20 protein-coding genes are annotated in these 18,635 nt (G+C 60.9%); 13 read left to right on the forward strand and 7 right to left on the reverse strand.

Annotated elements, in window-relative coordinates; genetic code table 11:
- Positions 1 to 123: 123 nt before the first annotated feature.
- The 4 genes from dprA to ACIQWP_RS15540 are packed head-to-tail and all read right to left on the reverse strand — an operon-like array spanning position 124 to position 4,165.
- Positions 124 to 1,272 (reverse strand): DNA-processing protein DprA, encoded by a 1,149-nt coding sequence (gene dprA / locus ACIQWP_RS15525; RefSeq protein WP_402788637.1) that lies wholly within the window; start codon positions 1,270 to 1,272, stop codon positions 124 to 126.
- Positions 1,272 to 1,892 carry a glycerol-3-phosphate 1-O-acyltransferase PlsY gene (gene plsY / locus ACIQWP_RS15530; protein ID WP_402788639.1) on the reverse strand — a complete coding sequence of 207 codons (621 nt, stop codon included), beginning with the start codon at positions 1,890 to 1,892 and terminating at the stop codon, positions 1,272 to 1,274. The genes dprA and plsY overlap by 1 nt, the downstream gene beginning before the upstream one ends.
- A gap of 30 nt (positions 1,893 to 1,922) precedes the next feature.
- On the reverse strand, positions 1,923 to 3,212 hold the full coding sequence (locus ACIQWP_RS15535; protein ID WP_402788641.1) for a dihydroorotase: 1,290 nt from the start codon (positions 3,210 to 3,212) through the stop codon (positions 1,923 to 1,925).
- The gene (locus ACIQWP_RS15540) at positions 3,209 to 4,165 is read right to left on the reverse strand and encodes an aspartate carbamoyltransferase catalytic subunit (protein ID WP_402788643.1); all 957 of its coding nucleotides are present in this window, start codon (positions 4,163 to 4,165) and stop codon (positions 3,209 to 3,211) included. Before ACIQWP_RS15540 ends, ACIQWP_RS15535 begins: the two co-directional genes overlap by 4 nt.
- 185 nt (positions 4,166 to 4,350) lie before the next feature.
- On the opposite strand from ACIQWP_RS15540, the gene ACIQWP_RS15545 reads away from it, so the two are divergent.
- From ACIQWP_RS15545 to ACIQWP_RS15565, 5 genes are all read left to right on the forward strand, one after another.
- Complete coding sequence (locus tag ACIQWP_RS15545) at positions 4,351 to 6,009, forward strand: acyl-CoA dehydrogenase family protein (RefSeq protein ID WP_402788645.1); 1,659 nt, start codon at positions 4,351 to 4,353, stop codon at positions 6,007 to 6,009.
- A gap of 2 nt (positions 6,010 to 6,011) precedes the next feature.
- Complete coding sequence (locus tag ACIQWP_RS15550; protein WP_402788647.1) at positions 6,012 to 6,629, forward strand: GNAT family N-acetyltransferase; 618 nt, start codon at positions 6,012 to 6,014, stop codon at positions 6,627 to 6,629.
- A 103-nt stretch (positions 6,630 to 6,732) separates the two neighbouring features.
- Positions 6,733 to 7,392 carry a TetR/AcrR family transcriptional regulator gene (locus tag ACIQWP_RS15555; protein WP_402788649.1) on the forward strand — a complete coding sequence of 220 codons (660 nt, stop codon included), beginning with the start codon at positions 6,733 to 6,735 and terminating at the stop codon, positions 7,390 to 7,392.
- Positions 7,393 to 7,522: 130 nt separating this feature from the next.
- Entirely contained in the window at positions 7,523 to 7,696 is a 174-nt protein-coding gene (locus tag ACIQWP_RS15560) for a hypothetical protein (RefSeq protein WP_402788651.1), read from the forward strand.
- A complete protein-coding gene (locus ACIQWP_RS15565) occupies positions 7,693 to 8,028 on the forward strand; it encodes a DUF6105 family protein (RefSeq protein WP_402788653.1) in 336 nt (111 codons plus the stop codon). Before ACIQWP_RS15560 ends, ACIQWP_RS15565 begins: the two co-directional genes overlap by 4 nt.
- Here the strand turns inward: ACIQWP_RS15565 and ruvX are convergent.
- Positions 7,962 to 8,459: a Holliday junction resolvase RuvX gene (gene ruvX, locus ACIQWP_RS15570; RefSeq protein ID WP_402788655.1), complete on the reverse strand. Its 498-nt coding sequence runs from the start codon at positions 8,457 to 8,459 to the stop codon at positions 7,962 to 7,964. The two genes, ACIQWP_RS15565 and ruvX, sit on opposite strands and share 67 nt — an antisense overlap.
- A gap of 206 nt (positions 8,460 to 8,665) precedes the next feature.
- Here ruvX and ACIQWP_RS15575 point away from each other — a divergent pair, with 206 nt between their 5' ends.
- The 4 genes from ACIQWP_RS15575 (at position 8,666) to ACIQWP_RS15590 (ending at position 11,756) form a co-directional block, all read left to right on the forward strand.
- The gene (locus tag ACIQWP_RS15575) at positions 8,666 to 9,376 is read left to right on the forward strand and encodes a metal-dependent hydrolase (RefSeq protein ID WP_402788657.1); all 711 of its coding nucleotides are present in this window, start codon (positions 8,666 to 8,668) and stop codon (positions 9,374 to 9,376) included.
- A gap of 68 nt (positions 9,377 to 9,444) precedes the next feature.
- Complete coding sequence (gene gatC, locus ACIQWP_RS15580) at positions 9,445 to 9,732, forward strand: Asp-tRNA(Asn)/Glu-tRNA(Gln) amidotransferase subunit GatC (protein WP_015339557.1); 288 nt, start codon at positions 9,445 to 9,447, stop codon at positions 9,730 to 9,732.
- Positions 9,733 to 9,789: 57 nt separating this feature from the next.
- A complete protein-coding gene (gatA, locus tag ACIQWP_RS15585; protein ID WP_402788659.1) occupies positions 9,790 to 11,271 on the forward strand; it encodes an Asp-tRNA(Asn)/Glu-tRNA(Gln) amidotransferase subunit GatA in 1,482 nt (493 codons plus the stop codon).
- A gap of 20 nt (positions 11,272 to 11,291) precedes the next feature.
- A complete protein-coding gene (locus ACIQWP_RS15590; RefSeq protein WP_402788661.1) occupies positions 11,292 to 11,756 on the forward strand; it encodes a GNAT family N-acetyltransferase in 465 nt (154 codons plus the stop codon).
- Positions 11,757 to 11,834: 78 nt separating this feature from the next.
- On the opposite strand, the gene ACIQWP_RS15595 is transcribed toward ACIQWP_RS15590, so the two are convergent.
- Complete coding sequence (locus tag ACIQWP_RS15595; protein ID WP_402788663.1) at positions 11,835 to 12,950, reverse strand: hypothetical protein; 1,116 nt, start codon at positions 12,948 to 12,950, stop codon at positions 11,835 to 11,837.
- 404 nt (positions 12,951 to 13,354) lie between these two features.
- On the opposite strand from ACIQWP_RS15595, the gene ACIQWP_RS15600 reads away from it, so the two are divergent.
- On the forward strand, positions 13,355 to 15,361 hold the full coding sequence (locus ACIQWP_RS15600; RefSeq protein ID WP_402788665.1) for a DUF4139 domain-containing protein: 2,007 nt from the start codon (positions 13,355 to 13,357) through the stop codon (positions 15,359 to 15,361).
- Positions 15,362 to 15,435: 74 nt separating this feature from the next.
- Here the strand turns inward: ACIQWP_RS15600 and ACIQWP_RS15605 are convergent, their stop codons facing one another.
- Entirely contained in the window at positions 15,436 to 15,693 is a 258-nt protein-coding gene (locus tag ACIQWP_RS15605) for a YjhX family toxin (protein ID WP_402788667.1), read from the reverse strand.
- A 302-nt stretch (positions 15,694 to 15,995) separates the two neighbouring features.
- On the opposite strand from ACIQWP_RS15605, the gene ACIQWP_RS15610 reads away from it, so the two are divergent.
- From ACIQWP_RS15610 to ACIQWP_RS15620, 3 genes are all read left to right on the forward strand, one after another.
- A complete protein-coding gene (locus ACIQWP_RS15610) occupies positions 15,996 to 16,505 on the forward strand; it encodes a GNAT family N-acetyltransferase (protein WP_402788669.1) in 510 nt (169 codons plus the stop codon).
- 86 nt (positions 16,506 to 16,591) lie between these two features.
- Positions 16,592 to 18,097 (forward strand): Asp-tRNA(Asn)/Glu-tRNA(Gln) amidotransferase subunit GatB, encoded by a 1,506-nt coding sequence (gene gatB, locus ACIQWP_RS15615; protein WP_402788671.1) that lies wholly within the window; start codon positions 16,592 to 16,594, stop codon positions 18,095 to 18,097.
- A 3-nt stretch (positions 18,098 to 18,100) separates the two neighbouring features.
- Positions 18,101 to 18,604 carry a GNAT family N-acetyltransferase gene (locus ACIQWP_RS15620; protein ID WP_402788673.1) on the forward strand — a complete coding sequence of 168 codons (504 nt, stop codon included), beginning with the start codon at positions 18,101 to 18,103 and terminating at the stop codon, positions 18,602 to 18,604.
- Positions 18,605 to 18,635: the final 31 nt, after the last annotated feature.

Consider the following 18,635-nt stretch of genomic DNA (forward strand, 5'->3'; position numbering starts at 1 on the left):
GGTTTTTCCGTCTTCCCGGCTTTCCGACATGGACAGGGAAATCGTCGCGGTCAAGAGGCGAAGGCGATTTTTGCGCTTGGCGCGACGACGCGATGCTTAGAATTGGTATGCGTGTCACAGTTTTCAATCCTGCATGGAGATCGACACCAATCCGCCGGGATGACGATGCAGCCGGCCGGCCATGTCCAGTTCGAGAAGGATGGAATGAACAGCCGAGATCGGCAGCCCGGTGTGACGGACGATATCGTCGATCTCCACCGGTGTCGGCCCGAGTGCCTCTACGATGTGGTCGCGCTCGGCATCATCGGGGAGCGTGGACGGCGGCTTGCTTCGCTCGACCGGCGCTTCGGGAGGGCGCGGATGGAAGAGATCGGGTTCGGCGAGCGGCCGCAGCGCCTCGACGATATCATTCGGCGTCGTCACGATCATCGCGCCGTCCTTGAGCAAGTCGTTGGTGCCTTCGCAGCGCGGATCGAGCGGCGAGCCGGGAACGGCGAAGACGAGCCTGCCGAATTCACCGGCAAGACGCGCCGTGATCAGCGATCCGGAGCGGGTTGCCGCCTCGACGACCACGACGCCCAGCGATATGCCTGATATCAGGCGGTTGCGGCGCGGGAAGTCGCGGGCTTTCGGCTCCCAGCCGAACGGCATTTCGCTGACGGCGAGCCCGTTGCCGTCCCAGATGTCGTTAAGGAGGCCGATATTCTCGGGTGGATAGGGCCGATCAAGCCCGCCAGCCATGGCGGCGATCGTGCCGGTCGCAAGGCTGGCGCGATGGGCTGCCGTGTCGATCCCGCGCGCCAGACCGGAAACGACAATATAGCCCGCCTCGCCACAGGTGCGAGCAATCATGGCGGTGAATTTGGCGCCGCTTATCGAGGCATTGCGCGAGCCGACGATGCCGATTGCCGGGCGGGTTGCAGTCGGCACGATGCCTTTGACCGCAAGCAGCGGCGGAGCGCCATCGATTTCCCGAAGAGCAGGCGGATAATCCGGTTCGCCGATACCGACAAAGCGCGCGCCAAAGCGATGTGCCGCTTCCAGCTCCCGCAATGCGTCCCGCTCGTCTGCAATGCGGATGGCGCGCGTGGAGCCGCCACGCTGCGAAAGTTCCGGCAGCATGGTGAGTGCGGCTTCCGCCGAACCATAATGATTGATCAGATCGCGAAAGGTGGACGGACCGACATTGTCGGAGCGGATGAGCCTGAGCCAGGCGATCCTTTGTTTTTCGGTCAGCGCAACTCCGGTTCGTCTTGCGCTGCCTGTGTCCATTATCCCTTCGCTCCGATCTTGCCTTCCGTTCCCGCGGTCAGCCGGGCGATGTTGGCCCTGTGCTTGTACCAGGAGATGATGGTCATCAGCGCCATCACGGCGGCGATCTTATCGACCCCCAATATCCACAATACAACCGGTATGACAAGGGTTGCAACCAGTGCGGAAAGCGAGGAGTAGCGGGTGGTAAAGGCGATCGCCAGCCAGACGATGGCGAAAATCAGGGCCATCAGCGGCGCGAGCCCGAGCAGGATGCCGAGATAGGTCGCCACACCCTTGCCGCCCTTGAAGCCGATCCAGACCGGGAAGATATGACCGATGAAGGCAGCGAAACCGGCAAGAACGCCGGCGTCCTCGCCGAAGAAATGCGCGGTGATCAAGACGGCGGCCGTACCCTTGAAGGCGTCGAGCAGCAGGGTTGCCGCAGCAAGCCCCTTGTGGCCGGTACGCAGCACATTGGTCGCGCCGATATTGCCCGAGCCGATACTACGGACGTCGCCGAGGCCGGCCATGCGCGTCAGCAACAGGCCGAAGGGTATCGAGCCGAGGAGGTAGCCGATGACGAGGGCGGCCAGCACGGTCTGCGGGGTAAGCTGCCAAGTCCAGAAATCCGCCATCACGTCTATTCTCCGTAAACCCTTGAGGCCGCCTTAGAGACTGTGAACCAGCTTGCCGGCGACATAGGTTGCAACCGCCCGGCCGCTCATTCTCGCATCCTCGAAGGGTGTGTTCTTCGACCGCGACAAAAGCATGTCTTTCGCGACAATCCAAGGTTCGTCAAGATCGATGAGAGCGATATCGGCCTTGGCGCCGGGCTTCAGCGTGCCGGCGGGGAGACCGAAGATCTGCGCCGGGCGTGTCGAGAGTGCATCGACGAGCCGCATCAGGCTGACCTGGCCGCTATGATAAAGCCTAAGTGCGGCTGGAAGCAGCGTTTCGAGCCCGACAGCACCATCTTCGGCCTCTCCGAACGGCAGGCGTTTCGTGTCGACGTCCTGTGGATCATGCGAGGACACGATGATGTCGATCGTGCCGTCGGCCAGCGCCTCGATCATGCCCGTGCGGTCATCCTCGGAGCGCAGCGGCGGATAGAGTTTGAAGAAGGTCCGATATTCGCCGATGTCGTTCTCGTTGAGCGCGAGATTGTTGATCGAGATGCCGCAGGTGACCTTGGCGCCGCGGGAGCGGGCTAGGCGGATGGCCTCGGCCGATTCCGGCACAGAGACCATGGCGGCGTGATAGTGGCTGCGCGTCAGCGTCGCGATGCGCAAGTCGCGCTCCAACGGGATCAGTTCGGCTTCCTTCGGAATGCCCGAGAGGCCGAGCCAGCTCGCCAGCAAGCCTTCATGCATGACGCCGTTGGCGCCGAGATATTTGTCGCGCGTTTCGCAGGAAATGACCGCGCCGAATTCTCGCGCATAGGTCATGATGCGGCGCAGAACCTGGCTATCGTGGACGCTGGAATGGGCGTCGGTGAAGACCACGGCTCCGGCTTCCCGCAGCAGGCCGATTTCCGTCATCTCCTCGCCGGCAAGCCCCTTGGTCAGGGCCGCTGCCGGATAGACATTGACGACGGCCGTGTCGCGTGCCGTCTTCCTGACGAATTCGACAAGAGCGATGTCGTCGATGACCGGGTCGGTGTCCGGCATCATGATGAAGGAGGTGACGCCGCCGGCTGCTGCCGCACGGCTGGCAGAGGCGATGGTTTCACGATGTTCGCCACCGGGCTCGCCGACATGGACACGCGCGTCGACCAGGCCAGGGATGGCGACGAGGCCGTTGCAATCGCGAATGGCCGCACCCTTTGGGGTTGCATGGTTCTTCGCATCCTTGCCTGACGCAACGATCACGCCGTCTTCGACGACGATCGCGCCGACCTCATCGAGATTGCGGGAGGGATCGATGATGCGGACGTTCTGGAGGACGATCGAGTTGCTCATGCGCCCACTCCCTCGCTGCGAGGCCCTTGGTTCTGCGAGACGAGCAGGGTCTCCATGACGGCCATGCGCACGGCGACGCCCATTTCCACCTGTTCGGCGATGACGCTCTGCGGGCCGTCTGCGACTTCGGAGGCAATCTCGACACCGCGGTTCATCGGACCTGGGTGCATGACGAGCGCATCCTCCTTGGCGACCTTGAGGGTTTCGGCGTCGAGCCCGTAGAAATGATAATATTCGCGTACCGACGGTACGAAGGCGCCGGACATGCGCTCGCGCTGCAGCCGCAGCATCATCACGACGTCGGCGTCCTTCAGCCCTTCCTTCATCGAATGAAAAACCTCGACGCCCATGTCGGCGATGCCGGCCGGCAGCAGCGTGGCGGGAGCAACGACGCGGACGCGCGCACCCATGGCGTTCAGGAGCAGGATGTTGGAGCGGGCGACGCGTGAATGCAAAACGTCGCCGCAGATGGCGACGATGATGCGCGAAAGCTTGCCCTTGGCGCGGCGGATCGTCAGCGCGTCGAGCAGCGCCTGTGTCGGATGCTCATGCTGGCCGTCGCCGGCGTTGACGACGGAGCAGGAAACCTTCTGCGCCAGCAGTGCGGCAGCGCCCGCGCTCGAATGGCGGATGACGAGCACGTCGGGCCGCATCGCATTCAGCGTCATCGCGGTGTCGATCAGCGTCTCGCCCTTTTTGACGGAGGAGTTGCCGACCGACATGTTCATCACATCGGCGCCGAGCCGTTTGCCGGCCAGCTCGAAGGAGGATTGCGTGCGCGTCGATGCTTCGAAGAAGAGATTGATCTGCGTGAGACCGCGAAGCGTCGATGTCTTTTTCTCGCGCTGGCGGCTGATCTTGACCGCCTCGTCGGCCTTGTCGAGAAGATAGGTGATATCCTGCTCGGTGAGGCCCTTGATGCCGATGAGGTGGCGGTGGGGAAAGAAGACCATGAACCTGCCCTCTGGATTTCGTCACGCGGTCTATAAAGAGGGAGCGCCGATGGGGCAAGCGGGGGTGTGCGTCGAGCCCGTTTGTTCCCCATGCAATTTCGCCCGAATCCCGCTACAGGAGCGATGCCGGTGGGAGACATAACTTCCAGTTTCCCTTTGCAACCTTCTTGCTCTACAAGCGATTCATGACCCAACCGACCCGGACTGACGACCCTTTTGCCGACCTGAACCAGCCAAGTCTCTGGACCGGTATCAATGCCTATCGTTCCGATCCGCTGATCGTCGATCTCACCTCCGGTCTGCCGCGTTCTACGCGTGACGAGCTGGAGCAGCACGGGCGTTTCGTCACCTCGCACGAGGCGCAGGAATTGGCGCGCATGGCGAACCAGGGCACGCCGCAGCTGCGCACCCATGGTCCGCGCGGCGAGCGTCTGGATGTCGTCGAATTCCACCCGGCCTGGCATGCGCTGATGCGCCGTTCCATGGCGATGGGCCTGCATTCCTCGATCTGGGATGCACAGGCCGATCCGGAGGCGAAGGGCCACTCGCACAAGGTGCGCGCCGCCCGATTCTATCTGACGGCTCAGCTCGAATGCGGCCACCTCTGCCCCCTGACGATGACCAGCGCCTCCGTGGCCGCCATGATGGCATCGCCGGCCGTGCAGAAGGACTGGGCACCGAGAATTCTCTCGCGCAAATACGATTCGTCCAACAAGCCGGCCATGCAGAAGAGCGCCGTCACCATCGGCATGGGCATGACGGAAAAGCAGGGCGGCACGGATGTGCGCGCCAACCGGACGAGCGCCGACAAGGTTAGCGAAGGCATCTATCGGCTGTCGGGCCATAAATGGTTCATGTCGGCGCCGATGAGCGATGCCTTCATCATGCTGGCCCAGACCAAGGACGGCATGGGCTGCTTCCTCGTGCCGCGGCTGCTGGAGGATGGTTCGGCGAATGGTCTGCACTTCCAGAGGCTGAAGGACAAGCTGGGCAACCGCTCGAATGCCTCCTCGGAAGTCGAGTTCACCGATACGTTCGGGTTCCTGCTTGGGGCGCCCGATGGCGGCATCCGCACGATCCTCGACATGGTGACGCTGACGCGGCTTGACTGCGCGCTGGCCTCTGCCGGCATCATGCGTGCTTCGTTGGCCGAAGCCGTGCATCATGCGCGCGGCCGCAGCGTCTTCGGCAAGATGCTGGTCAACCAGCCGATCATGACCCGCGTCCTCGCCGACATGGCGCTCGATGTCGCCGCAGCCACCGCGCTCGCCTTCCGTCTGGCCGAGGCTTTCGACAAGGCGAGCGGCAGCAGCGAAGACGCCGCCTATGCCCGCGTCATGACGCCGGTTGCCAAATACTGGTGCTGCAAGATCGCGCCGGCGCTGATCTATGAAGCCATGGAGTGCATTGGCGGCAGCGGTTACATCGAGGAGCGTCCGATTGCCCGCCATTACCGCGAAGCTCCCGTCAACGCGATCTGGGAAGGCTCCGGCAACGTCATGGCGCTTGACGTGCTGCGCGTATTGAACCGGGGTAAAGACCTGTTCGAGACTGTCTTTGCCGGTCTTGCCCGCGACCTCGGCCCGGCCGGCAAGAAGACCATCGACGTGCTGCGCGCGGCCATGGCGCTTTGCGAGCAGGACGAGGGCGCTGCCCGTCTGCTGGTCGAGCAGATGGCGCTCGCAGCCGGTGCCGCCGAACTTTATCGCCTCGGTGCCGGCAAGATCGCCGATGCCTTCATCGAAACCCGCCTTGCCGGTGGCTGGCGCGCGACCTACGGCATGCTCGATTCGCGTTTCGACGCCAGCTACATCGTCGATCTGCTGTATCCGCCGGCGACCTGAGCATGGCCTCAATTCGAACCGTCCAGACCGGTGACATCGATCAGCTCTACGCCATCTCGTTACTGACCGGCGATGCCGGCAAGGATGCGACGCCGCTCCATCATGACGGCCGCCTGATCGGGCACATCTATTCCGCACCCTATGCGACGCTCCACCCTGAGCTGGTTTTCGTTGCAGAGGATGATGAGGGCGTTTTCGGCTACATCTCCGGTGTCTTCGATACTGATGCTTTCGAGGAGCGATTGGAGCGCGAGTGGTGGCCAGACCTGCGGCGTCGCTACGCCGACCCGGCAGGCGACCCGGCGCTATGGAATGCCGATCAAAAGCGGATATCGGCGATCCACCATCCCAAGCACGCGCCTGCTGTTCTTATCGCGCGCTTCCCTGCGCATATTCATATGAATCTGCTGCCGAGGGCTCAGGGAAAGGGCATTGGCACGGCATTGCTGGATCGTTGGATCGAGAATGCGCGCGCCAACGGCGTCAAGGGTATTCATCTCGGCGCCAATATCGGCAATCATGGCGGCATCCGATTCTGGTCGTCGCGCGGCTTCGTGCCCGTCGAGTTGCCGCCCGGTCTCGCATCGGAAACTACTGTCTGGTTCGGCCAGTCTCTTTAATCTGTGGATTTGTGGGTTTGAGCGATACCGGCCTCAGCAGCTTTGTTGTTCGGGACGATCCGGCTTGCTATTCACCGCTCGGTGACAGATTGGAGTCGAGTCGATGGCCCCCGCAAATGCAGCCGTTAAAATCCCCTTGGAAGTGCCTGTGATCGTGGAAAAGCGCGTGCGCAATCGCGCCGCAACCCAGCAGGCAATCCTCGATGCCGCCAAGCGGCTGCTGGCGGAGGAGGGGTTCCAGAATTTCGGTATCAATGCTGTTGCCCGTGGGGCCGGCTGCGACAAGCAGTTGATCTACCGCTATTACGGCGGTCTCAATGGTCTCGTGGAGGCCATCGGCACCGATCTTGGCAGCTGGGTCGCGGATCGCATCCCAGATGATACCGGCGGCATGTTTCTGCTGACCTATGGCGATCTGATGGAGCGCCTGTCGCTGCTCTTTCTCGATGCCTTGCGCGCCGATCCGCTGATGCGCCGCATCGTCGCCTGGGAAGTCTCGGAAAATAGCGAGCAGGTCCGCAGGCTGTCGGAAGCCCGCTCCAAGGCGCTTGCCGGCTGGATCGAGCGGATGCGTGGCTCGCTGGTGCCGCCAAAGGGCGTCGATGCCCAGGCCGTCAACGCCATGATCTTTGCGGCGATCCAGCATATCGTTCTGGCTTCAGCCGTCAGCGATCAATGCGCCGGTCTTGCCTTGAAAAACGGCAAGGATTGGGAGAAGGCGGCAACGGCCCTGAAGCGGATCGTGCGCGGCGTCTACGGCTGATGCCGGGGCTCAAGCGGGGGATATCCACAAGCCCGCCGTGCCGTTAACCTTAACAATTGGTTTACATTGCGCCGCAGCGGTTAACTCGTCACTGTGAAGAGACGATTAGTTAACCATCAAGCGTGCAGCCATGGGGTTGAGACCCGCAAAATTAGTGTTTCTCGTGACGGCGGTGATGTTCTTCGCCGTGCTCGCACTAGATATCACGCTGCCCGCAATGGTGTTGAGCGCCATGGCATTGTCGAACTGGCTCGTCCTGTCGGCTGGCACGACGCAATTTCAGCGTCGAAGAGGTACCGCATGAAGTGGTTGTTGACTTGCTGGGCCGCCCCAGTTTCTTTCCTTGGGGCTTGGTATTACCTGTCGTATTACGACATGAGCTTCGGCATCTTCATGCTGACGCGACAGGCACACGATCTGGTTTTCGACATCTACGGCAAGATCCTCGGGATTCCGCCGGAAACCATCCCGCCGCTGGTCGCCCGCGCCATTGCCTTCGACAGCGTGCTGGTCTTCGCGATCTATGGCTTTCGCCGTCGCGCCGCCGTCATTGGATGGTGGAAGCGCCGTCAGGAGGCGTCGGGATCAAGCAAGATTGCTCTTCCGAGTGCCGACAGCCTGTCCAAGGCTCCCTGAAGAATGAAGCTGGCCGCCGCCGAGTCGATGCGCTCGGCGCGCTTGGCGCGAGAGACGTCCATTTCCAAAAGCGCCCGCTCGGCCGCAACGGTCGAAAGCCGCTCGTCCCAGAAGACGAAGGGCAGGGCGGTCTTTTCCGACATGCTGCGCACGAAGGCGCGGGTCGCCTGCACGCGCGGCCCTGAAGAGCCGTCCATATTGACAGGCAGCCCGATGACGAAGGCCGCCACCTTCTCCTTCTCGGCGAAGGCAAGTAGTGTTTCGGCGTCCTGCGTGAACTTCACGCGCTTGATGACCGGGCGTGGCGTCGCAAAACGCCGCCCGAGATCGGACATGGCAAGTCCGATCGTCTTCGTGCCGAGGTCGAGGCCTGCAATCGCCTGGCCGGGCAGCAACATCACGGCTAGGTCTTCGATGGTCAGCGTCGTCATCGGGGGTCTCGCTCTCGTCAAAACAAATTGAAGTCAAAGCCGCTTTTCTTTGCTGCGGTTTGGGATATCTCCTAGAGCATTTCCAGCAAAAGCGCACAGCGGTTTTGCGTCCGGAGATGCGGAAGAACAAATAGACGGAGCGTTTCCACCGGAAATGCTCCGGACACTAGCCTTCCATTTCAAATCAAGTCTTAAGGAGCAATCCAATGAAGATCACCTGGCTCGGCCACGCCGCTTTTCGCATCGAAACGGCCAAGGCAAAAATCCTTATCGATCCTTTCCTGACGTACAATTCCTCGTTTGCGGCCGCTGGCCTCAACATCAAGGATGCCGCAGCTGGCGTAACCCACATCCTGCTGACCCATGGTCATGCCGATCACGTCGGCGACACGGTCCAGATCGCCAAGGATACCGGCGCCGTCGTTCTCGCCAATGCCGATCTGGCCTCCTGGCTTAGCACCAAGGGTGTCGAGAAGCTGGAAATGGGTAATACCGGCGGCACTGTCGGTCTCGGCGGCTTCTCGGCCACCTTTACGAATGCGCTCCATTCCTCCGCCCAGATCACCGAGGACGGCGTCTCGCACGCGCTCGGCAACCCCAACGGCCTGATGCTGCATTTTGATGATGAGGCGAGCCTGTTCCACATGGGCGATACCGACATCTTCTCGGATATGGCCCTCATCAACGAGCTGCATCAGCCCGATATCGGCATCCTGCCCGTCGGCGACCGCTTCACCATGGGCGGAGCCGTCGCCGCACTCGCCTGCCAGCGCTTCTTCAACTTCAAGACCGCCATTCCCTGCCATTACGGCACCTTCCCGATCATCGACCAGACCCCGGAAAAGTTCATCGCCGGCATGGAAGGTTCGAAGACCGCGGTCGCCGCGCCGAAGGTCGGCGAGAGCGTTTCTGCCTGACGATACCCGTTGCGTATGGCGGACATGGCCTTTATAGCGAGTGTGAAAAATCCTATCCGGAGAATGCCATGTCCGTCGATCTCGCCACCGTCAAACGCGTCGCCCATCTTGCCCGCATCGCCGTCAATGAAGACGAAGCGCAGCGGATGATGGGCGAGCTGAACGGCATTCTGGGCTTCGTCGAGCAGCTCTCCGAAGTGAATGTCGATGGCGTCGAGGCCATGACCTCGGTAACCCCGATGGCAATGAAGAAGCGCACCGACGAAGTGACCGACGGCAACAAGGCCGCCGACATCGTCGCCAATGCGCCGAATACCGATCAGAATTTCTTCCTGGTGCCCAAAGTCGTCGAATAACGGTTCTTTCGAGCCTTTCCGACCCGTTGCCCAATTCCAGATCTGAAGCGAAACAAAATGAGCGAACTCACCAGCCTGACCATTGCCGAAGCCCGCGACAAGCTGCGCGCCAAGCAGATTACCGCCACCGAACTGACCGAGGCCTATATCTCGGCGATCGACGCGGCCAACGGTCAGCTTAATGCCTATATCACTGTCACGCCCGACAAGGCGCGCGAGATGGCCAAGGCCTCGGATGCACGCCTCGCCGCCGGCAATGCCGGCGCGCTCGAAGGTATTCCGCTCGGGATCAAGGACCTGTTCGGCACCGAAGGCATCCACACCCAGGCCTGCAGCCACATTCTCGATGGCTTCAAGCCGCGCTATGAATCTACAGTCACGCAGAACCTCTGGAACGACGGCGCTGTCATGCTGGGTAAGCTCAACATGGACGAGTTCGCCATGGGCTCCTCCAACGAGAGCTCCTATTACGGCCCGGTCATCAACCCCTGGCGTGCCGAGGGTTCCAACCAGCAGCTGGTTCCGGGCGGCTCGTCCGGCGGTTCCGCTGCAGCCGTTGCCGCGCATCTCTGCGCCGGCGCGACTGCTACGGACACGGGCGGCTCCATCCGCCAGCCGGCCGCCTTCACCGGCACCGTCGGCATCAAGCCGACCTATGGCCGCTGCTCGCGCTGGGGCATCGTCGCCTTCGCCTCGTCGCTCGACCAGGCCGGCCCGATCGCCCGCGACGTGCGCGACGCCGCCATCCTCTTGAAGTCGATGGCAAGCGTCGACAAGAAGGACACGACCTCGGTCGATCTGCCGGTGCCGGATTACGAAGCCTCGCTCGGCCAGTCGCTGAAGGGCATGAAGATCGGCATTCCGAACGAATACCGCGTCGACGGCATGCCGGAAGAGATCGAGACGCTCTGGCAGCAGGGCATTGCCTGGCTGAAGGATGCCGGCGCCGAGATCGTCAACATCTCGCTGCCGCACACGAAATATGCGCTGCCGGCTTATTACATCGTCGCTCCCGCCGAGGCTTCCTCGAACCTCGCCCGCTACGATGGCGTTCGCTACGGCCTCCGCGTCGACGGCAAGGACATCGTCGACATGTATGAGAAGACGCGCGCCGCCGGCTTCGGCCAGGAAGTGAAGCGCCGCATCATGATCGGCACCTATGTTCTCTCGGCCGGCTATTACGACGCCTACTACCTGCGCGCCCAGAAGGTTCGCTCGCTGATCAAGCGCGACTTCGAACTGGCCTTCAACGCCGGCGTCGACGCCATCCTGACGCCCGCTACGCCGTCTTCGGCCTTTGGCATTGCTGACGAGGACCTCGCTTCCGATCCGGTGAAGATGTACCTGAACGACATCTTCACGGTGACGGTCAACATGGCCGGTCTCCCCGGCATCGCCGTCCCCGCCGGCCTCGACCCGAAGGGCCTGCCGCTCGGCCTGCAGCTCATCGGCAAGCCGTTCGAAGAAGAAACCCTCTTCAAGACCGCCCACGTCATCGAACAGGCCGCCGGCAAGTTCACGCCGGCGAAGTGGTGGTAAACACTATCCTTCTAAGACCTATGGCCGCCGCCGATCACGACATGGTCGGCGCGGTCGGCTTTGCCGCTTGGTTGAGCGGCGGTGCCTTGGATGCCAGATTTCAGAGCGGAGCCGTCATCGAAGCCGCTCGCCGTGCCTTCGTTGCTTATCCTGCTAACGCGAAGAGCGAAGTCATCGTTGCCGAAATTGATGGTGTCGTCGTTGGCTGGATCGCCCGCGAGGAGCGTCCCGATAATATTTCCGATCTGTGGGTGGACCCTGCATTTCATGGCAGGGGCGTCGGTTCCAGGCTTCTGCAGCACCTCATTGCCAGCATGGAGCTGGAAGGCGTCGCGACACAGAAGATCGACACTCTCGCCAGCAACGTCCCAGCAATCGGCCTCTACCAGAAACACGGCTTCAAAATCGTATGGCAAGGCGAAGAGTTTGATGCTGCGCTTTCGATCAATTTGACGAAAGTGCATCTGGAGCGTGTTTGTCGCTGATATAAGGGCTTCGCGGAGCGGCTTGCATATCATGAATGGATAGAACAATCGGGCGGCCAACGACCGCCCGATTGGAAATCATCGCGAATAGCCGGCGGCGTCTCCTTCATGCAGAGCGGTGTAAACCCGGTCGTAAATCTGGTTGCCTGCGTCCCGGCCAATGTCTCCATCGATCGAGCGCAAGATAATCCTAAGGAGCAGATTTTCCTGATCCAATCGTAGACCGAGCCGTTGCCTTGCCGTCTGCGGCAATGATGTCGCTGGATGGCGGCCGAGGAGAGAAACATCCTCGATCAGTTCGGCCTCATCTCCAAGGGCGAGCCGAAGGCGGTCACCGATCTCCTCAAGCTCCGCCCCAGTGTGAATGGCAATCGAAAGATCGCGTGTTGTGGCTTGGTATTTGGAAACCGGCTGCCACGGATCGAGATTATCCATTTGGCGAGCAACCTGTGCGTTCATCGAGCGCAACAGACGGATATCATCGAGACCTTTGATCAACATGACCATGCGATCGAGCCCGATTCCCATTGCCAGGCCACTCCATAAGTCTGGCTCCAGCCCTGCATCGACAAGCAGCCGCGGATGGACCAGGCCGCATTCGAGAATCTCCAGCCACCGCCCGTCAATCTCAACCTCCACTTCCAGCCCGTCTGTGGTGTAGTGATGGTCAGCGGCTTGAATTCGCCAACGTCTGCCGGGCAACAGCGCCTCGGCAATACAAGCGATCATATCGCTTAGATCGCCGTCATTGAGGCGGGCGCCATCGGTAATGCGCCAGATATCAAGCTGATGCGGTTCTCCGACGTGATTTCGGTCGACGCAATCGCGGCGATAAACCATACCGGGGCATAGCAGTACTCGGTCGACCTCTTCGCCCCGAATCTGAGAAAGGAGTTCCGGAATGCTCGATGTCATCTGGGTGCGAAGCATCAGATCGTGACCCAGATAGCGAGCATATCGCTCGGATCGAGCCGGAGCATCGCCAGGATAGTAGAGCCGATCATAGTTCTCTGCGACGGTCACGATGGGCAAACGCCGGTGGACTTCGGGTGAGATTGACCAAGCTTTTCTAAGCGCCTGGTTTATTTGATCGACGACAATATTGACCGCATGAATTCCCTCTTCCGGATCGGAGAGGTCGCGTTTTGCAAGCGCGGTCGAGAGTTGAGCGCGGGTTAAATTATGGCTCCCCATGAGATGGGCTCCTTTAGCATTGGGCTGGAGGATGGGCGCACGAGTGCGTACCTGTCACGACCACGCTGGAGGCTGGAACCTAGGCGGAGAAAATGCGCGCTAGATTGAGCGCATCAGAAACCGCGTGCCAAGCCGTCCGGCTGGCCGCAAGTAAATCGGCGCGCAAGAAACACCGCATCAAAATGCGGGGCTGCAGAATTAAGGGCGCGGTTCTTTCTCATAAGCGATGAAGTAACGGGATTGCGAATGGCCGTCAAGAATAGCGAAAGACGTGCATGAGGACCGGCCCCAGGTGGTTGTCAATATTCCGCCCAGTCGGCATCACATTTTGGACCGAAACACGATCATAAATTGCAGCGGGCCGCTTGGTCTCATCCTTTGCAACCGAATCGGAAGGTCTCTTCATGCTCAAGCAAGTTACGGCGATCCTGCTCCTTAGCGTGTCATGTCCGGCGATCTCGCTGGCGGCCGACAATGGGGCCATTCGATCCATTACCCTGTCCTCTGGCGGCTTGGCCGAGGTTTCCCGATCGGCCGATGTCAATAGCGACGGCGTGATCCGGATCGAGGTTCCCCTCGATCAGGTGAATGACATCCTGAAGAGCCTTGTGGTCAACGGGTCCGCGGGCTCGGTGGCGGGCATGTCGCTTGCCGGGCCGAAGCCGTTGCAGGAAACCTTCAAAGGCTTGCCGTTCACGCGGGAGGCGTTCTCATCCGTGCCGTCGCTTCTGACGTCGATGCAGGGCGGCAAGGTGTCCGTCACGAGCGGCGGCAAAACGGTCGAGGGAAGCATTCTTGGCATCGAGACGAGGAAAATCGACGAGAAGACGACGGTGCCCTTGCTCACCGTTATCGACAAGGATGGCGCGGTGGAGACGCTGGCGCTCGGCGAGGATGCGTCCGTCCGGCTCGACGATCCCGACATGCGGGCAAAGCTCGCCAAGGCGGCGGCAGCCATTGCCCGCGGCAAGAACGATCGCACCCGCGCCATCGATATCAAGGTGAACGGCGTCAAGAACAGCGGCGATATCGGCCTGACCTATGTCGTCCCGTCGCCGATCTGGAAAACGGCCTACAAGGTCGTCGTCGAGGGAAATGACAAGGCGCGCCTGCAGGCGTGGACGGTGCTGGAAAATGCAAGCGGCGAGGATTGGAAGGGCATCAAGCTGACACTGACGTCCGCCGAGCCGGTGACGCTGAAGCAGGGTCTGCACCAGCTCTATTGGCGCGAGCGGCAGGAGGTGCCGGTCAACACGGCGTCGAACAATGTGCCCGATGCTGACAGCGGCGACCTCTCCAACAGGCTACGTCTGGGGTCGAGCATGGCGCCGGTAATGTCCGCTCCTGCCGGGGCAGCGAGGAATGAGGCCAGAAAGATGGCCGACGCTCAGGCCTACGCGAGTGATGAATTGGCGCGGCCGGCAGAACCAATGCAAGTTGCCGCCGGCAACACCGCCACCGCGACCGAAAGCGATATCTCGGCCACCTTTGAACTTCCCGGAACTTATGATCTCGCTAACGGCGATACCTTGTCGGTGCCGATCATGGATGCGGATGTGGAGGCCGATATGGTGGATATGTATCGGGCGGGCAGCGCCTATCGCAATCCCATCGCCGCCGTGATGCTGAAGAACACCACCGGCGTCAGCATGCCGGCGGGAATTCTGACGCTCTACGACAGCAAGACCGGCTATATCGGCGATTCCCAGCTCTCCGCATTGCCAAAGGACGACACGCGGCTTGCCAGCTTCGCCACCGATCGCAAGGTATCGATCAGCGAGCAGCAGACGCCGACCGAGGAGATCGCCTCCCTGAAGGTTTCGGATGGCGTGATGAATGCCGTCGTCAAATATCGCCAGACGACGACCTATACCGTCTCGGGCGCGCTCGACGGCGAACGGACCGTCATCGTCGAGCACCCGATCAGGGATGGCTGGACGTTCTCCTCGGCTGAAGGCTTCGGCAAGACGGCAACACACCAACGGCTCAAGATCGTTGTGCCGGCCGGCACCGAGAAGACACTGACGGCGGTCGACGAGCAGCTCCAAAGCAACAGCTACGCCCTGGTCGATACCGATCCGGACATGCTGCTCGGATGGTCGGCTTCGACACAGGACAAGGCACTCACCGACAAGCTCGCGAACCTGGCTGAGATGCGCAAAAAGCAGGTCGCCGCCCAAAGCGATCTGCAGAATTTCGACAATGAAATAGAAAAGCTCACCAATGACCAGGAGCGCATACGACGGAATATCGGCGCGGTGCCTGAGAATAGCGATTTGAAGAAGCGCTATTTGAAGGCCCTGGCGGATAGCGAAGACCAGATTGCCGCCGTCAGCGAAAAACGTGCTGCCGCGCTGAAAGACAGCGATAGCCTGGGCGGGCAGGTGGCGGACATCATCAGAACATTCTAACCGCCATCGGCAAGTCGTCCCGTAGCCGCATCAACAGATGAGAGCCGCCCCTTTGAGCGGCTCTCATCTTTGCTTTACCGATTATCCAGTTGCGCCCTCACCAGCTTCAGTCCCTTTTCCGAGATCCGGTAGGGTTGGCCGTCAGTGGACCGGATGGCCTTCAGGCGTCTGAGCCTGCGAAAGAGCTCGATGTTGAAATCGGGATAGAGCCAGCCGTCGCGCGTGTAGCAACTGGCGGTCTCGATCTTCTTTTTTTCAGTGCGTTCGAGTTCGATGCGGCCGCCCTGGGCGAGCAGGTGGAGAATGCGCTGTTCCGCGCGTGAAATATCCATTGGAGTCAGAATCCGTAATGCGCCATAGGGCGCAACAAAACGATCCGAAGCTTCCCTCAAGGGAAGTCGGGGCTTCGTTTTTTAAGGCCCGGCACGCAAGAGAACTTGCGAGCGAGGCCTTTACCGGGTCTGACAAAAGGTGGACATAAAAACTCCGTCGAGGCGCCGTGTGTAAAACAGGTTGCACCCGACAGTCAAGCCTCAACCATATCGATGGCCAGCGAAGTGAGGTTTGTCCATGAATCTCGCCGCTGGAAAAAGCCGCGCTCCGGTGCTTTACTACCGGAAATGGCGGGGGCTCGATGATCCATATTCGCAATGCCCATGAGGGTGAAACCGCGGTGTTGGCGAGTATTGGCCTGCGCTCCTGGCAGAAGGCCATGGGTGCGATCGGCGGCACGGGCGAGCTTTTGGAGAGCGCAAGCGAAGCCTTTACGAATTTCACCCGCAATCTCTGGCTGACGATATCAGTCATCGAGCTGAACGGCGAGGCGGTCGGCTGGGCAGCGCGCGAGGCGCTGGACGAGGCAATTTCCGATTTCTGGATCGATCCGGATTTCTTGAGGCGCGGGCTCGGCTCGACACTTCTGGCGCGGATCGAAGCGGATGTGCGCGAGCAGGGACTGGAAAAGGTTTCCCTACAGAGCCATGCAGGCAATACGGATGCCATCGCCTTCTTCAGGGCGCGTGGTTATGAGATCCGCTGGCTGTCGATCGTCTATTCCCCGAAGCTCGATAGCGACGTTCCCACAGTCGGGCTTTCGAAATCGCTGGTCGACGAGAGCGACGGCGTTTACGGGCCGGGCATATAGCGTATCCGCGCGCCGAAAGCCTTGCGCCGCCTCGCCAATTGCTCTACCTCACAAAGTTCAGAAGAACAGCATTTCAAGAGCTTCCCATGACCCTTGTCGACGTCCGTACGCCAGATCCGAAACGCTTCATTCCCGGTGCCACCGGCGATTGGGAAATCGTTATCGGCATGGAAGTCCATGCCCAGGTGTTGAGCAATTCCAAGCTCTTCTCCGGCGCTTCGACCGAGTTCGGCAAGCCGCAGAATTCCAACGTCTCGCTCGTCGATGCAGCCATGCCCGGCATGCTGCCCGTCATCAACGAGGAATGCGTCAAGCAGGCGGTGCGAACCGGTCTCGGCCTGAAGGCTCAGATCAACAACCGTTCGATCTTCGACCGCAAGAACTATTTCTATCCCGACCTGCCGCAGGGCTATCAGATCTCGCAGTTCAAGGACCCGATCGTCGGCGAAGGCAAGATTGTCATTTCGCTGGGACCTGATCGTCAGGGCCAGTTCGAAGACATCGAGATCGGCATCGAGCGTCTGCATCTGGAGCAGGACGCCGGTAAGTCGCTGCACGATCAGCATGCGACCATGTCCTATGTCGACCTGAACCGCTCCGGCGTTGCGCTGATGGAAATCGTCTCCAAGCCGGATATCCGCTCGTCCGACGAGGCGAAGGCTTACATGACGAAGCTACGTTCGATCGTGCGCTATCTCGGCACCTGCGACGGCAACATGGACGAAGGCTCGATGCGCGCCGACGTCAACGTTTCCGTTCGGCGCCCAGGCGGTGAATTCGGCACGCGTTGCGAAATCAAGAACGTCAACTCCATCCGCTTCATCGGCCAGGCGATCGAATACGAAGCGCGCCGACAGATCGGTATTTTGGAGGATGGCGGCAAGATTGATCAGGAAACCCGCCTGTTCGATCCGAACAAGGGCGAGACGCGGTCGCTGCGCACCAAGGAAGATGCGCATGACTACCGCTATTTTCCCGATCCGGATCTGTTGCCGCTGGAATTCGACGATGCCTTCGTCGCAGAGCTTGCCAAGCATCTGCCTGAGCTGCCCGACGACAAGAAGGAGCGCTTCGTTCGCGAGCTCGGCCTTTCGATCTATGATGCTTCCGTGCTCGTTTCGGAAAAGGCGATCGCCGACTATTTCGAAGCGGTCGCTGCCGGCCGTGACGGCAAGGCTGCTGCAAACTGGGTGATCAACGACTTGCTCGGCGCTCTGAACAAAACCGGCAAGGACATTGAAGAGACTCCGGTTTCGCCCGCCCAGCTCGGCGCGATCATCGATCTCATCAAGGCCGAAACCATCTCCGGCAAGATCGCCAAGGACCTGTTCGAAATCGTGCTCAACGAGGGCGGCGATCCCGCCGAAATCGTCGAGGCGCGCGGCATGAAGCAGGTCACCGACACCGGTGCGATCGAAAAGGCCGTCGATGAGATCATCGCCGCCAACCCGGATCAGGTCGCCAAGGTCAAGGCCAAGCCGACGCTTGCCGGCTGGTTCGTCGGCCAGGTGATGAAGTCGACCGGCGGCAAGGCCAACCCGCAAGCCGTTCAGGCGCTGGTCAAGGCCAAGCTCGGCATCGAAGAGGAATAAGCGGTGTTCTTCGTCCGCACCGCCGGCGAGCAGGATCTGGAAAAGGTCCGCGCTCTGCTGGGTGAGACCTGGCACGCGACCTACGACCATATCTATGGCGCGAACAAGGTCAGCGAACTGCATGCCTCCTGGCATTCTCTGGCGTCGTTGAAGGCGCGGCTGGCGAACAAGAACTCCGAATTCCTGGTGGCCGATGACGGCAGGACGATCGGCGGCATGGGCTATGCCGCCATGTCCACAGAGATGAGCAAGACCGTCATGCTCTACATGCTCTATGTCAGCCCCCGCCATCAGCGACAGGGCGTCGGCCGTGATATCTTCGCCGAACTGGAGACCTGTTTCCCGGACGCAGAGATCATGCGTCTCGAAGTCGACCCGCAGAACGAACCGGCGATTGCCTTCTACAAGGCGCATGGATTCGTTGAAGCCGGCCGCGCGGACAATAGCGGGCAGGGGCAGTCGGGCTTGCCGACGCTGATATTCGAGAAGCCGCTGGCTACGCAGTAGCCGGCTGGCTCCACTTGACCACTCAATGTTC

Source organism: Rhizobium sp. NPDC090279 (assembly GCF_044769665.1).
Taxonomy (GTDB): domain Bacteria; phylum Pseudomonadota; class Alphaproteobacteria; order Rhizobiales; family Rhizobiaceae; genus Rhizobium.

Bases quoted from the DNA above. Each gene is read 5' to 3' on its own strand.
- gatB (WP_402788671.1), top strand. From the start codon at position 16,592: ATGACCCTTGTCGACGTCCGTACGCCAGATCCGAAACGCTTCATTCCC.
- ACIQWP_RS15545 (WP_402788645.1), top strand. From the start codon at position 4,351: ATGACCCAACCGACCCGGACTGACGACCCTTTTGCCGACCTGAACCAG.
- ACIQWP_RS15600 (WP_402788665.1), top strand. From the start codon at position 13,355: ATGCTCAAGCAAGTTACGGCGATCCTGCTCCTTAGCGTGTCATGTCCG.
- ACIQWP_RS15590 (WP_402788661.1), top strand. From the start codon at position 11,292: ATGGCCGCCGCCGATCACGACATGGTCGGCGCGGTCGGCTTTGCCGCT.
- dprA (WP_402788637.1), bottom strand. From the start codon at position 1,272: ATGGACACAGGCAGCGCAAGACGAACCGGAGTTGCGCTGACCGAAAAA.
- ACIQWP_RS15555 (WP_402788649.1), top strand. From the start codon at position 6,733: ATGGCCCCCGCAAATGCAGCCGTTAAAATCCCCTTGGAAGTGCCTGTG.
- ACIQWP_RS15605 (WP_402788667.1), bottom strand. From the start codon at position 15,693: ATGGATATTTCACGCGCGGAACAGCGCATTCTCCACCTGCTCGCCCAG.
- ACIQWP_RS15575 (WP_402788657.1), top strand. From the start codon at position 8,666: ATGAAGATCACCTGGCTCGGCCACGCCGCTTTTCGCATCGAAACGGCC.
- ACIQWP_RS15535 (WP_402788641.1), bottom strand. From the start codon at position 3,212: ATGAGCAACTCGATCGTCCTCCAGAACGTCCGCATCATCGATCCCTCC.
- gatC (WP_015339557.1), top strand. From the start codon at position 9,445: ATGTCCGTCGATCTCGCCACCGTCAAACGCGTCGCCCATCTTGCCCGC.
- gatA (WP_402788659.1), top strand. From the start codon at position 9,790: ATGAGCGAACTCACCAGCCTGACCATTGCCGAAGCCCGCGACAAGCTG.
- ACIQWP_RS15560 (WP_402788651.1), top strand. From the start codon at position 7,523: ATGGGGTTGAGACCCGCAAAATTAGTGTTTCTCGTGACGGCGGTGATG.
- ACIQWP_RS15610 (WP_402788669.1), top strand. From the start codon at position 15,996: ATGATCCATATTCGCAATGCCCATGAGGGTGAAACCGCGGTGTTGGCG.
- ACIQWP_RS15565 (WP_402788653.1), top strand. From the start codon at position 7,693: ATGAAGTGGTTGTTGACTTGCTGGGCCGCCCCAGTTTCTTTCCTTGGG.
- ruvX (WP_402788655.1), bottom strand. From the start codon at position 8,459: ATGACGACGCTGACCATCGAAGACCTAGCCGTGATGTTGCTGCCCGGC.
- ACIQWP_RS15550 (WP_402788647.1), top strand. From the start codon at position 6,012: ATGGCCTCAATTCGAACCGTCCAGACCGGTGACATCGATCAGCTCTAC.
- ACIQWP_RS15540 (WP_402788643.1), bottom strand. From the start codon at position 4,165: ATGGTCTTCTTTCCCCACCGCCACCTCATCGGCATCAAGGGCCTCACC.
- ACIQWP_RS15595 (WP_402788663.1), bottom strand. From the start codon at position 12,950: ATGGGGAGCCATAATTTAACCCGCGCTCAACTCTCGACCGCGCTTGCA.